This window comes from Nocardioides sp. JS614, assembly GCF_000015265.1.
In the GTDB taxonomy this organism is placed as follows: domain Bacteria; phylum Actinomycetota; class Actinomycetes; order Propionibacteriales; family Nocardioidaceae; genus Nocardioides.
Window position 1 is genome coordinate 140,220 of sequence record NC_008697.1, and the last position, 13,120, is coordinate 153,339.

At 64.2% G+C, this 13,120-nt stretch carries 11 protein-coding genes; 6 read left to right on the forward strand and 5 right to left on the reverse strand.

Features of this window, described 5'->3' with window-relative positions:
• Nucleotides 1-43 precede the first annotated feature (43 nt).
• The gene (locus NOCA_RS00550) at nucleotides 44-1,411 is read right to left on the reverse strand and encodes an FAD-dependent oxidoreductase (RefSeq protein WP_041545925.1); all 1,368 of its coding nucleotides are present in this window, start codon (nucleotides 1,409-1,411) and stop codon (nucleotides 44-46) included.
• 164 nt (nucleotides 1,412-1,575) lie between these two features.
• On the opposite strand from NOCA_RS00550, the gene NOCA_RS00555 reads away from it, so the two are divergent.
• The 5 genes from NOCA_RS00555 to NOCA_RS00575 are packed head-to-tail and all read left to right on the forward strand — an operon-like array spanning nucleotide 1,576 to nucleotide 7,103.
• Entirely contained in the window at nucleotides 1,576-2,361 is a 786-nt protein-coding gene (locus tag NOCA_RS00555) for a phosphosulfolactate synthase (RefSeq protein ID WP_011751525.1), read from the forward strand.
• Nucleotides 2,358-3,287, forward strand: coding sequence for a DUF7714 family protein (locus tag NOCA_RS00560; RefSeq protein ID WP_011751526.1), 930 nt, complete (start codon nucleotides 2,358-2,360; stop codon nucleotides 3,285-3,287). The genes NOCA_RS00555 and NOCA_RS00560 overlap by 4 nt, the downstream gene beginning before the upstream one ends.
• Nucleotides 3,284-4,639 (forward strand): class-II fumarase/aspartase family protein, encoded by a 1,356-nt coding sequence (locus tag NOCA_RS00565; RefSeq protein WP_011751527.1) that lies wholly within the window; start codon nucleotides 3,284-3,286, stop codon nucleotides 4,637-4,639. The genes NOCA_RS00560 and NOCA_RS00565 overlap by 4 nt, the downstream gene beginning before the upstream one ends.
• Nucleotides 4,636-5,604, forward strand: coding sequence for a 1-aminocyclopropane-1-carboxylate deaminase/D-cysteine desulfhydrase (locus NOCA_RS00570; RefSeq protein ID WP_011751528.1), 969 nt, complete (start codon nucleotides 4,636-4,638; stop codon nucleotides 5,602-5,604). The genes NOCA_RS00565 and NOCA_RS00570 overlap by 4 nt, the downstream gene beginning before the upstream one ends.
• Nucleotides 5,601-7,103 (forward strand): argininosuccinate lyase, encoded by a 1,503-nt coding sequence (locus NOCA_RS00575; RefSeq protein WP_011751529.1) that lies wholly within the window; start codon nucleotides 5,601-5,603, stop codon nucleotides 7,101-7,103. The genes NOCA_RS00570 and NOCA_RS00575 overlap by 4 nt, the downstream gene beginning before the upstream one ends.
• Here NOCA_RS00575 and NOCA_RS00580 read toward each other — a convergent pair.
• Nucleotides 7,089-7,778 (reverse strand): phosphoadenylyl-sulfate reductase, encoded by a 690-nt coding sequence (locus NOCA_RS00580; protein ID WP_011751530.1) that lies wholly within the window; start codon nucleotides 7,776-7,778, stop codon nucleotides 7,089-7,091. The two genes, NOCA_RS00575 and NOCA_RS00580, sit on opposite strands and share 15 nt — an antisense overlap.
• A 289-nt stretch (nucleotides 7,779-8,067) precedes the next feature.
• On the opposite strand from NOCA_RS00580, the gene NOCA_RS00585 reads away from it, so the two are divergent.
• Nucleotides 8,068-9,480, forward strand: coding sequence for an aldehyde dehydrogenase family protein (locus tag NOCA_RS00585; protein WP_011751531.1), 1,413 nt, complete (start codon nucleotides 8,068-8,070; stop codon nucleotides 9,478-9,480).
• A gap of 33 nt (nucleotides 9,481-9,513) precedes the next feature.
• On the opposite strand, the gene NOCA_RS00590 is transcribed toward NOCA_RS00585, so the two are convergent.
• The 3 genes from NOCA_RS00590 to NOCA_RS00600 all read right to left on the reverse strand — a co-directional run bounded on the left by NOCA_RS00590 (nucleotide 9,514) and on the right by NOCA_RS00600 (nucleotide 12,674).
• The gene (locus NOCA_RS00590; protein ID WP_011751532.1) at nucleotides 9,514-11,205 is read right to left on the reverse strand and encodes a PucR family transcriptional regulator; all 1,692 of its coding nucleotides are present in this window, start codon (nucleotides 11,203-11,205) and stop codon (nucleotides 9,514-9,516) included.
• Nucleotides 11,206-11,209: 4 nt separating this feature from the next.
• Entirely contained in the window at nucleotides 11,210-11,827 is a 618-nt protein-coding gene (locus NOCA_RS00595; protein ID WP_011751533.1) for an MEDS domain-containing protein, read from the reverse strand.
• A gap of 529 nt (nucleotides 11,828-12,356) precedes the next feature.
• On the reverse strand, nucleotides 12,357-12,674 hold the full coding sequence (locus tag NOCA_RS00600; RefSeq protein WP_041545978.1) for a hypothetical protein: 318 nt from the start codon (nucleotides 12,672-12,674) through the stop codon (nucleotides 12,357-12,359).
• Nucleotides 12,675-13,120: the final 446 nt, after the last annotated feature.

Here is a 13,120-nt window from a genome sequence, read left to right on the forward strand (position 1 = left end):
TGGTTGTCGGGCAATCAGACTGATCGCGTCGTCGATCTGCGCCTCAATGCGCCAGGTCTTCCATGGGTTTAAGCGACGCGACCGCGGAGTTGGCGGCGAGCAGGATCGGCTCGTAGACAGGCGCGAAAGGAGGTGCGTAGGAAAGATCCAGATCTGCGAGATCTTCGACGCTGAGCCCGGCGTGCAGCGCGACGGCAGCGACGTCGACCCGCTTGGCGACCTCGTCACCGACCCCAACGAACTGGGCGCCGAGCAATCGTCCGTCGCTGTTGTGAACCAGTCGGACGTCGATGGGGGCAGAGCCTGGGAAGTATTTAGCTCTCGACCTGCCAACCGCATCAGTCGCCTGTGCGTCGTACCCAGCCGACAATGCCTCAGCCAGGGTCAACCCAGTCCGTCCAATTCCTAGCCCGAACACCTTCACGATGGCGGTCCCTGCGACACCCGAGAAGCACGCAGTTCCTCCGGCAGCCACCGTTCCGGCAACGCGTCCGGTCTTGTTCGCTGCCGGACCAAGCGGAATGAAGGTCGGACGGCCAGTGACGATGTGGTTGGGAGCTATGCAGTCTCCAGCAGCGAAGACGTTGGGCACCGACGTCCGCATTTGCTCGTCAACCAGGAGTGCGCCGTGTGGACCGGTATTCGCACCGATGCTTGATCCGAGGCCGCTCGCGGGGCGTACTCCGGTGGCCACAACGACGACGTCCGTCTCGATGGTGTCACCGTCAGCAAGGCTGAGAGTAAGCCCCTCGTCAGTGCGGACCAGTGATACCAGCCCTGACGACAGTCTGACCTCGGCGTGGAGACGGACCTCTTCCTCCACACGCCGGGAGAACTCCGGGTCAAGGTTGGCCATGAGGCCCGGAAGCGCCTCAATTAGGGTCACCGATACGCCGCGCTCCGCGAAGGACTCAACGACCTCCAGGCCTATGTATCCACCCCCCACGACGGTCGCGTGGCCGATGTGACCGGCGTCCAGAAGGCAACGCAAACGAACCGACTCAGCCACATTGCGGATTGTGAACACGTGGTCGTCGTCCAGCCCCGGGATCGGTGGCAGCGAAGGTGTTGCACCCGCGGTGAGGATGAGTTTGTCGTAGTGGAGATGTTCGCTCTGCCCTTCGGAGCGAAAGTTCACTAGCTGTCGTTCGGGATCGATACGGACCACTTCCGCACCAAAGCGCAGATTGATGTCTCGCTGTTCCTGGAAGAACGTTGGCGGGTATGCGCGCAGCGAATCGACTTCCGTAACGACGTCTGAGAGGAAGTACGGCAGGCCGCACAACCCGTACGCTGCGTGCGCACCCGACTCGAGGACCACCACCTCAAGTTCGCGGTCCACTCGTCTGGCCGCAGATGCCGCGGACATCCCCGCCGCACCCCCGCCGACCACTACTAGACGTCGTCTCATCACCCGTTCCTCTCTGTCCCGGGGAACGCTAGATGCGCCAGCGGCATGGCTCCCATGTCTCCGCGGGACGAAGCCGCGAGCGGTATTCGCCCGTTCCGGGCAGGGACGTGGACTCGTGTGGGTGCCTAGCCTCGAAGCTCAACCAGCAACGGAGGGTGCCGCCAATGCACGAGAAGCCTGACTTTCTCGACTTGCCCACGAGGGACACAAAGCCACGGATCAGCGGGCTTACCCACGTGCTCGACAAGGGCATGCCGCTGCGGTCTCTGGACGCCCTGCTGGAGCAGGCAGCCGACCTCATCGACGTCTTGAAGGTCGGTTGGGGCATCGCCTACATCGACCCGCAGATCGCAGAGCGTGCGCATCTTTGTCGACAGGCCGGCGTGACCCTCTGTCTTGGAGGGACTCTGCTGGAAGTGTCGGCTGCCAACGGGCGGATTCCCGAGCTGGCTCGTTGGGCGCACCGGGTCGGGATCGGGGCAGTCGAGGTCTCCAATGGCCTCGAGAGGATGTCTTGTGATGAGAAGCGAATCCTGGTCCGTGACCTCTCTGGCGAGTTTGTTGTTCTCGCTGAGACCGGCGCGAAGGACGGCCATACGCCCGTCACTGCTCACCTTTGGGTCGACGAAATGGAGGCCGATCTAGCCGCAGGCGCAACTCTCGTCATTGCCGAAGGACGCGAGAGTGGAACCGTTGGGCTGTATCACCCTGACGGAACACCCCGGGTGGACCTGGCCGAGGCAATTGCGGAGCGCATTTCCCTCGACAGGGTGATCTTTGAGGCGCCTGCCAAATCTCACCAGACTTGGTTCGTCAGCCGGTTCGGGCCCCATGTTGGCCTTGGCAATATCGGATCTGACGAGGTCATCGCATTGGAGACCCTCCGACTGGGGCTGCGGGCCGACACTGCCTTGCTCGCCGGACCGGCGCGGATTGGTGTGCCCTCGTGATCGAAGATCCGGCTCCCAACCTGATCACCCGCCCCTACCGCGGCCTATCAGTGCAGCAAGTCGACGTTGACCTCACTGAGGCAGCCTTGGTCGACCATCTCCTCGGCCGTGAGGCCTACCGACGAACTGACTTCCTGCTACTTCATCGTGACGAAGCGTGGGCGTTGGTCGCCATCGAGAAGTCGTCAACCGACCCTCTGTTCTCACCGATCGTCGACTTGCGCGTGCTTGCTGGTCCTGACCAGGTTGTGATGATCGACTCTCCCGAGACCGACGTTGGGAATGCTTCGGCACTCGCGGCGGTAGCGGACGCGCATCGGCAGGATGGGGCATTGGCCTATGCCGTCCGGGGCCGCTTCGAGCACATCAACTTCATCTGGCAGCCTGCCCCGTTGGTCATCCGGGTGACCGAGGTTGTCCCCCCTTGGCCCGCGAAGTTGCTATCCATGGCACAACAAGTGGTGGATTTTGACGAGGACTTGCCGCCGATTCGCCTCGAACTCGATGCCGTGGACATCACCTCGCTCGCCCAGGAGAACCCAGCAAGCGTCTACCTGTTGCCTTGCCGAGGCTCCGGCGTAGACATCGCCGGCGAGGTCGACTTCCTCGACACCCGGCCGCCAGCGCGACGAGACTGGCTACTCGTGGGGTGCGAACGGTCCCTGCAGTTCCACCGTCACTTCTACGGTGACGAGCCCAGTCGCGTTGACCTGTGCCCGCGTCGCCGTACCGGGGATGGTCCCGGCACCTTGACACTCACGAAGTGTTGCCTGATCGAGCGCGGACTCGAGTTGGAGCCAGGAGTTGCGGTTGTTCCTTGGGGCTCAAATCTTGACGAAGTGCGGTTGGCGCTGCGCCACCTGGTGGGTCTCCCTCCCCCGGGCGCACCCGTCACGGCCGGACCGATGGTTGAGGTACTCGGATGACGGCGCACCCGATCGACTCGCAGCTTTACGGCCACTTGTGGGGAACCGATGAACTACGTCGTCTCTTCGATGACGAAGGCCGGATTCAGAGCTGGCTAGAGATCCTCGCCGCGCTGGCCGAGGCGCAAGCAGAGTTCGGAATCGTGCCCGAGGATGCTGCGAGGTCCATCCGTGAGAACGCCGACGTGCGGCGCCTCGACCTCGTCAGAGTTGGCGAGCTGACCCGGTCGACCGGGCACTCGACGCTTGGTCTGATCCGGTGCTTCCAAGAGATCCTCCCATCCTCCGCGAGAGAGTGGGTCTACTACGGAGCTACGGTCCAGGACGTCTCCGACACCTGGACCTCGATAGTCCTGCAGCACGTCGCTCTCGTGCTCGATCGCGACCTTGCGCGAGCCGAGCGGGCGGCCCGACGGTTGGCCGAGACGTACGCCGACACGGTGATGTGCGGGCGCACCCATGGGCAGCCAGGATTGCCGATCACATTCGGGTTCAAAGCAGCCGTATGGGCCTCTGAGGTGGCCCGTCACCGCGAGCGCGTTGCCCAAGGCGCGGCTCGATGGGGCGTCGCGCAGCTCGGGGGAGCCCTTGGCACGATGGAATTCTGGGGCGAGCAGGCTTTGCCACTCCTTGACTCGTTCGCGTCCCGGCTCGGCCTGAAAGCACCAGACATTGCCTGGCTCACATCCCGCGACCGCATTGCCGAGTTCGTCGGGCTCCTCGGGATGGTCACAGCCACACTAGGAAAGATCGGCCAGGAGGTTTACCAACTCCAGAGACCGGAATTGGGCGAGGTACGCGAAGGACTTCATCGCGGAGTCGTTGGCAGCATCACCATGCCGCACAAGGTCAATCCCGAGATCTCCGAGCACCTCGTAACACTCGCGCGCATCGTTCGCTCAAAGGTCGGCCCGGCACTCGAAGCCATGCTGCACGAGCACGAACGAGACGGACGCGCTTGGAAAGCAGAGTGGATCTTTCTGCCCGAAGCGTGCATCCTCACCGGCGCGACCTTGTCCATGAGCTGTCAGTTACTGGAAGAGTTGGAGATTGACGAAGACCGGATGATGGCCAATTTGGAGGACCGCGGCGGCTACTTGATGTCTGAACCAGTGATGCGCGAGTTGTCTCCGCTGCTGGGCAAGCATGTGGCGCATGAACTGGTTCATTCGATCGCCATTCGTGGACGCGAACAGGGTGTCGGGTTCGAGGAGGTGTTGCTAGCGGAGCGCACGCTCGACGGACTGCTCTCCGCCGACGAAATCCGCAAGGCTCTCGACCCGGTCGCTGCGGTCGGGTCGGCGCCCGAGTTCGTGCGTCGCGTCCTCGCCATTGAGCCGCGCCCGTCATGAACCTTCCCGATCTCCCACGTCTCCCCCTGGTACTCGCGCCGACGCCGCTCGTACCAGCCCCGCGGCTATCCGAAATTCTCGGACTCGACGTGTGGTTCAAGCGGGACGATCTCACTGGTCGAGGCCTTGGCGGGAACAAGGTTCGTCCCCTCGAGTACCTGCTCGGCGATGCAAAGACCAAGGGCTGCGACGCCCTCGTGACAGGCGCCGGACCGCAGTCCAACTGGGCAATGCTGGCAGCCCTGACCGCGCACGGAGCGGGCATCGCCCCCCACCTCGTCTTCTACGGTGACCCACAGCACCCGACAGGTAACCTGCTGCTCGCCCAGCTCGCCGGCGCAGACATCCACTACACCGGCGAACTCGATCGCGGATCTGTCGACCCGGCGCTGTTCAAGGCCGCCGACGAACTCACCGATGCAGGCCACCTGCCTTACGTGGTACCGCGAGGCGGGGCGACGCCCATCGGGTGCCTCGGCTATGTCCGCGCCACAGCGGAACTGCTTGCCCAGCTGGCCGAAACGGGCCTTTCTCCAGCGTCCATATGGCTGGCCACAGGGTCCGGCGGCACCCAAGCTGGACTCGTCGCCGGAGCCCAGTGGTCCGGCTGGGAGATCGATGTCATCGGGATCACGACGAGCCGATCTCCCGAGGAGGCGGCGTCCCGGGTGCGAGACCTGGCCTCAGCGACGCTCGACTTGATCGGAGTCGGCGACACCTCCATTGCAGCACCCCAGGTGCGCGGAGGGTATCTCGGTGAGGGCTATGGCAAGGCCTCCCCGGCGGGAGCTGCTGCAGCCCAGCTCGTCGCTCAGACCGAAGGCGTCTTCCTCGACCCAGCCTTCGGAGCAAAAGCGATGGCAGCCCTGATCGATGCAGCCCGTGATGGCACCGTTGAGGGTCCGGTGGTGTTCCTCGTCACCGGAGGGGCCCCGACCCTCTTCACTCCCGGAGCTCAACTGTGACCACGGAGATCCCGAAGGGATACCTCGGTGCCGAGGCAAGGATCAAGAGTGGTCCCGCCCCAGAGCTGGTAAGTACGGGCTACGCCCTGGAGATCGCGGACGCACCCTTGCTCCACGAAGGGCTTGGACTCGCAGACCTTGCGCATGTCTTGGCACTTACGGAGGACGGCATAATGCCGGAGGTCGCGTCATGCGCGCTAACCGCGGAGCTGCTCGAAATCCTGGCAACACCCGCCGACGAGTTCCCCTACGACGTCGTCTACGGCGATGCATACAACAGCCGTGAGCGAGAGCTCGAACGTCGGCTCGGCGACACCGCCGGGTGGCTACATGCCGGCCGTACGCGGCGCGAGGCGGGTCGCATCGCGTTCCGGATCGCTCTGAGGCGCAGACTGCTCGACTTGCACGACGGCGTTGGCGACTTGGCGCTCGCGTTCGCGACGGCCGCGCGGCTCCACGCCGACACGCTCTGGGCGGACACCACGTACCTCCAGCCCGCGCAACCGTCGACGTTCGGGCACTACCTGGGCGCGTTCGCCGAGGAGACAACGCGGCACCTGAGCCGCATCCAGTCGGCCTACGACTTGGCTAACCGTTCCCCCACGGGCAGTGGCGGGGTTGGTGGGTCGCCCTTGCTGGTCAACCGGGTCCGGGACGCGGTGGCCCTGGGTTTCGACGAGCCCGGCTGGCATACCCGCGACGTAATGTGGTCGGTCGACGGGCTGGTGGATGCGGTGTTCTGCTCGGCTCAGGCAGTCACCACGGTTGACCGGCTCGCCGAGGACCTCGAGATTTTCGCGAGTCCGGCATTCGGCTATGTCCGGCTCGACGCGTCACTGTGTCGGGCTTCGGTACTCCTGCCGCAAAAACGCAACCCATACGCTTTGGCGGTCATCAGAAGCGGCGCCAACGTACTTGTTGGCCGAGCCGCCGGGATGCTGGCCACCCAGCGCACTCCGTCGGCGCGCACCGACAACTGGCTGCATGCCTACGGTGAGGTTGCCGGATCAGTTGACCTGGCTTCGCGGCTGGTGCGCCTTGGTACGGCGGTGGTGAGCTCCCTGGAGGTCGACCGCGATGCCCTGACCCGGGAGGCCGCGGCGCACTTCACCGGAGCCGCCGATCTGGCAGAGTCCATCATGGTCAACCTCGGCCTGGACTATCGCTCGGCCTACCGGGTCGTGGGCCACGCCGTCGGCGTGGCCATCGACGCGGGTCGTACCGCCCTGCTCGCGTCGGACGTCGATCTCGCAGCCAAGGAACTGCTCGGTGAGGCGCTGTCGCCTCGCCCCGACGTCGAGTCGATCACTGACCCGGGCCGCATCGTCGCAACGCGCGATGTCGCCGGAGGTAGCGCCGCGGGACGAGTCCGCGAGCATGCCCTGCGCGTCGAAGGCCTTGCCGCGCAGGCGTACGCGTGGAGTAGCGCCTCGCGCCAAAGGGTATTGGCGGCTGAGAAGGACGTCGTAGATCGTGCCCGGACGCTAGCTGGCGTGTAGCCCGCACTCGGTCTTGTGTTGGCCCGGCCAGCGTCCCGAGCGGGCGTCTGTTCCGACCGGCAAGGATGTGCAGGGCTCGCAGCCAATCGACGGGTAGCCGAGCTCGGTAAGCCGGTTGCCGGGCAGGGCGTGCTCATGGAGATATGCCGCGAGAGCTTCGTCCGTCCAGGCTGCGAGGGGTGCGACTTTCACTACCTGATTATGCGAATCCCACGACACAACAGGGGTCTGCGACCGACTGGGCGACTCCGCTCGCCTGATCCCGGTCAACCACGCGTCATACCCTGCCAAGGCTTGGCGCAGCGGGACGACTTTCCTGAGCCGGCAGCAATCGTTGGAATCGGTGCTCCATGGCGGAATCTGATTGCCGGGGGCAGGCTTGGATCTGAGATCGACGACACGCACGTCGAAGGCTGCAGCCACCTGGTCGCGGAACGCGAGGGTCTCCGGGAAGTGGTACCCGGTGTCAAGGAACAGCACGTCGAGGCCGGGCGCACACGACGACGCAAGGTGCGTGATCGCTGCGTCACTCATCGATGACGTCGCGCACAACTTGGTGCCGAACGTGTCCCGTGCCCATCGCACTACTGAGTCGGCGGATACACCTTCGAGTTCCTCCGCGTGCTCGAAGACGACAGCCTGGAGTCGTTGGAGGTCCCGCTCTGTCTTGAACATGCTCAGAGACCCACGGGTGTGTCGGTGCCGTGGATCAGGTCCCCCCACTCGGCGATTCCAACTGGTTTCCCGAAGAGCGTCATGTCGTACCTCCTGAAGGTGGCGGAGTTCGCGCGTGGACGAGCCCAGGTCTCCAGAGTCGGCTCGGGACTCTCTGTCAGCGTCGTCCTGAGTAGTCGAACTCCTCGTGTGAGTTGGTCCTCGGGAGCCGGTCCCCCACGGGGGGCGACGGCTGCACAGTTACCGGGTGGGTCGTACGGACGAGCGCCACCAAAGTCGAGGAGAGAACATGTCAGAGGGCAAGAACGAAGAGGCACATCGAGAGGTCGACGCGATCGTTGCGCGAGCACGCGCTGCGCAGGCCGTCATCGCCGACTACACGCAGGAGCAGGTTGACGCTCTGTGTACAGCCGTCGCATGGGCCGTGGCGCGTCCCGAGCGTGCTGAGGGCCTGGCCAAGTTGGCTGTCGACGAAGGGGGCTTCGGCAACTTCGCCGACAAGGTGGTCAAGATCAACAAGCGAGTTCTCGGCGTGCTGGCGGACATGCGCCAAGTCCGCACCGTCGGCGTCGTCGAGGAAGACCCTGACCGAGGCCTGGTCAAGATCGCCAAACCCGTCGGCGTCGTAGCCGCGCTCATCCCCACAACTGGTCCCGATGCCACGCCTCCCCTCAAGGCGCTGCTCGCGCTCAAGGGTCGCAACGCCATTGTGGTCGCGCCCCATCCGCGTACGCAGGAGACCACATCGGCCGTGGTGGAGTTCATGCGTGAGGCCTGCGTACAAGTTGGAGCACCCGCGGACCTCATTCAGACACTCACCGGTGCATCGATCGCCAAGACCCAGCGGCTCATGAGTCAGGCAGACCTGATCGTCGCGACAGGCGGAGCAGCCATGGTCAAGGCGGCCTACAGTTCGGGCACGCCGGCGTATGGAGTGGGGGTAGGCAACTCCGTGCACGTCGTCGACGAGACTGCAGACCTTGCCGACGCGGTGGAAGCGATCGTGGCCGCGAAGACATTCGACTACGCGACAAGTTGTCTCGCAGACAACGCGTTGGTCGCCGAACGGACGATCTACAGGGACTTGCTCGACCGCCTGGTCTCGCGTGGCGGGCACGTCTGCACGGGCGAGGAGAAGGCGCTGCTTCAGCGTGCAATGTGGCCGGACGGCGGTCACATCCCTGCCCTGGATGTCATTGCAAAGCCGGCCGCGACCATTGCCGGGTTGGCCGGCTTCAGCATCGCCAGCGACCGAACCTTCCTGATCGTGGAGGAAAATGGCACTGGCCCCGAGTACCCGTTCTCAGGGGAGAAGCTCTCGGTCGTGCTCGCGGCATACAGCTACGAGGGCGGCATCGACAGGGCCGTCGACCTCGTCAACGACATCACCGGCTACCAGGGACTCGGCCACACCTGTGGGATACATACCCAGCTTGACCAGCATGTTGAAGCGTTGGCGATGGGTACTCGCACTGCTCGCGTCATGGTGAACCAAAATCTCAATGAAGGCGCGGGAAGCCCCCGCAACGGGTTGCCCTTCACGCTCAGCCTCAGCTGCGGCACATGGGGAGGCAACATCACCACGGAGAACGTGAACGCCCGCCACTTCGTGAATCTGACCTGGGTGTCCCGGCCCATGGCTCCACGGGTTGTGACCGAAGACGAGTTGTTCACCGAACACTGGGCGCGCTTCGGTCGCTGATCGCAGAACGTTGGGCCGCAAGGCCTGCAGGCCTCAGGCCTGCAGGCCTTGCAACGTCTGCCAGCCCCGGGTGGCCAGTTGGAGGTTGAACGCGGTGTCTGGATCCGACAGGTCGTGGCCAGAGATCTCGCGGATCCTCTGGAGTCGGTATTTCAGGGTGCTGCGATGGACGGACAGCTCGATCGCCGTTGCGTCGTACTTGCCGCCGCACTCCAAGTATCTACTCAACGTGTGGACGAGGTCGGAGCCCTTCCGAGCGTCGTAGTCCAACAAAGGACTCAGCCAGAGACGAACGAACCGCTCGACGGCGGCCGGGTTCTCAACCTCCGCAAGAATTCGATAGACGCCGAGGTCGGCGTACACCGTCGCCTGATCCTCCGCCTTCGCGACGCCCTGCATCCGCAGCGCCAGTTGAGCCTCCCGGTAGGACTGCGGAAATCCCCCGGGACCCTGGCAGTAGTCGCCGACGCCAATTCGACATCGCCCTCCGCCAAGCTCCTTGATCACAAGGGTGCGGAATTTCTCCCAGTCGAGGTCCGCCTCGGAAAGCACGACCACCGACTCTCCGCGTGCCACCAGCAGGGTTCCAGCGTGCATTTGGCGGGCGGCGCGTCGAACGGCCAGGAAGAAGGCGCCACTGTCGTGGACTCGACCGTTGCCTTCGATCATCACCACACGGTGCGGCTTCTCGAGATCGTGACCGAGCGCCTGCGCTCGTTCCAGCGCGCTTGACTCCTCGGTGCCGCTCAGCAGTTCATCAACAAGGTCCCGTCGCAGCCGAAGCTCAGTCTCAATCAGGCTTCTGAGACGAGCCAGCTCCATGGCGAGCACAGTCGCTCCATGTTCGATGGCGATTTGTTCCTGCTCTCCCGCCCGTTGGGCCGGGTCAATCAGCGCGAGCACGCCGAGTACATCAGCAGCAGGATTCGCAATAGCGACAAGCCGGCCCCCTTCGCGCACGGGCTGGCCCTCACGCAACGCCCGACGGAGCATCTGCTCGCGCCGAGCCTGCGGGTCCTTCGGGTATGGCTCCGGCCGGTGAGGGCCCGCCCAAGCTCGTAGATTCCCGAAGCGGTCCTCGACAGCCACAGGAAACCCCGTCAACTCGTGAAGTGCCTGGGCGATGCCTTCCTGTCCTTCGCTCTTTGCCGCGACCCGCGTAAACCTGACGTGAATCTCCGTAGTTCGCTCAAGTGCTCGAACTGTCTCCGCCAAGGTCTCAACGGCGCCTTGAAGTTCCTGCGCTGTTGCCCGCTCCTTGGCGTGGAGTCGCGCATTGATCAGGGCAATACCGGTCTGCTGGGCCAAGACTTGAAGCAGGAAAAGCTGGTTACCCGTCGGTTGCGCTGCCGCCCCGATCACCAGGTACCCGACCTGGCTCTGCATGCTCCGCAACGGCAGAGCCTTGACCCACGCACGGTCAGGAAGAGTGAGCTCAGCACGGGTCGATGAGAGTCTTGCCAGCTGGCCACTCAGGCTCACCTGCATCTCCGGGCTCAACTTCGCGGAAGCTGCCGGGAGCCACTTCCCGTCTACCTGTGCACCGACGATGTGGCACGGCCCGAACGAAGGGACCGAGGTCTCAGCGAGGTGGAGGATCTTCTGCGGGTCACCGCTCTGGGTCATCAACATCGAAAGCATCAGCAGACCCTGGACGTTCGACAACTGCTCCCGCAGTTCGGCGTCCTCAATGGTCAAAGGGTGCTCGGGTTCGGCGCTCACCATCGGGTCACCGGCTCGCCAGAAACTCTTCCGGCTCCAAGTAGTAGGGATTGTCGAGAACCATGCCGCCAAGCAGAACCTTGGGGTGGGTCTTCAGCACGTCAACCAGAACTTCGCCGTCGAACCTCTCCAGCTCGTACAGGCACAGGACGACCTGGGGGTACCGGGGGAGCAGCCGATTGAGCTTCGCTTCATAGCCGACAAGTTGGTCAACGCCTGGGAGGTTACTCAGCGCCCAGGTCATCTCGCCCGCAACCCGGGCGAACGGGAAGCCTTCGGCGACCGCGGCGCCGACATGGTCCTCCCAGAACTTCAGCATGGCCTCCGTCTCGAAGCTGCCATTGGCCAAGTAGGCGTTCCGGGAACGACGCAGTTCGAGCTGGTTGCCGTCTTTCGGAGATGGAAGGCCCTGGCCTGAGACGGCCTGTCGAATTCCGTCGAGGTCATCGGTGTCGAGAACCGCAATGCACTTCTCGCCGGCGAGCATCCCCTCGCTCAGGTAGGGCAGCAAGATCTCGTCGCGCTCGGCCAGGGTTGGATAAAAGGCGCAGATATGGTCACCCGCCTCGACAGTAACGCCGGGTTCACCGATCTGAATTGACGGGACCTGCTCTGAAGCCTGCACGTCGGGGGACTCCTTCTTGCTCGCTCTTGCTTCCCGATGGTACGTCGGTTGTGATGGCCATCACTAGCCCTGTGAGGACCAATTGCGATGAAGAAACTGCCCTGGCGGGACGATGTGCGTTCGGAACTGCACGGCGCAACCGAGAGCGGCGGCAACACTCGCCAGTCCACGAGTGTTCCTGCTGGTGCTGGCGCCCTTCGGCGTCCATCAGGGATGACAACTCTCCCTCTGACCCCTCACACATTGGGGCGCGTATCGCATGAGGTACGTCCATGGAGGGACCACTGAGGCGTTGCCGTTCGAGCATGACCCGGAGCCGTCGCTGCTGGTCCGCTCGCCCACCTTCTCGCAGTTCGAGCCTGCTGTGGTGCCGTGCATGATGACTTGGCGCAGGGCGCCGTCCGGAACTCGTCCGCCGCTGTCGAAACCCGGGACAAGGGCAGCTCGTGGCCGGTGCGCTTCGAGCCCGAAGCGTGCGAACGGACCGCACGAATCACCCCTCGGATTGCGATGCCCCGATCCACATCGATCACGGGGATGCCGACAATGCCGCAGCCCATTTCAAGGCGCGCCTCAGATCGCGCAGGGCGGGGACACTTCCGGTGCCGGGATAGATCCGGCAGGCGATCGACGCTGGGCTCTCGGGTTCCGGGAAGAGGTCCACACCGTCGACGCAGATCGTCGGTGAGCCGATGAAGTGGCGAAGATCGGCATCGACCTGCGTCTCGATCAACGTGATATCGAAGCCAACAGATCCGAGTCCAACATCCTCCAGCGCCGTCGTGAGAGATTCAACGGCCGCTGCCTCATGGGGGCATTCCGGGATAACCAGCAACTCAATCCTCATGCAGCCCATAGTGCGCTCGAGGGAGCGCTTTCGGTACGCGGCCGAGGTCGGAGGCGGGAATGACCCGCTGCTCGGATCGCGACTCGACATAGGAGGTGTCGTCTCACCAGGCGCGGCCGAAGGGTCCTGCGCTTGGGCAGCCTGCTCGATTCGACACCTCATCGGAGAGCCAGGAGCTGAGCAGTTGGCCAGGCACGAGTCGAAGACCCCGAAGTCGGCAGCGGGCTGCTTCAGCTGACTGAGCTCACGATTCTTCGCAACGCGGGCAGCAGACCACGTTCTGGTGGCTGATTGGCATCGTCTACCACGCCGACGTCCTCACCCTCAAAGGCGCCAGCTGCCGACTCCGTGGTCGCGGCATCGACCGCATTCCCAACATCCGCACCACCATGTCGGACTCCCCCGTTCCGCTCGCTGGGCGGGCGGCTTTGCGGCTCGTCGATGGG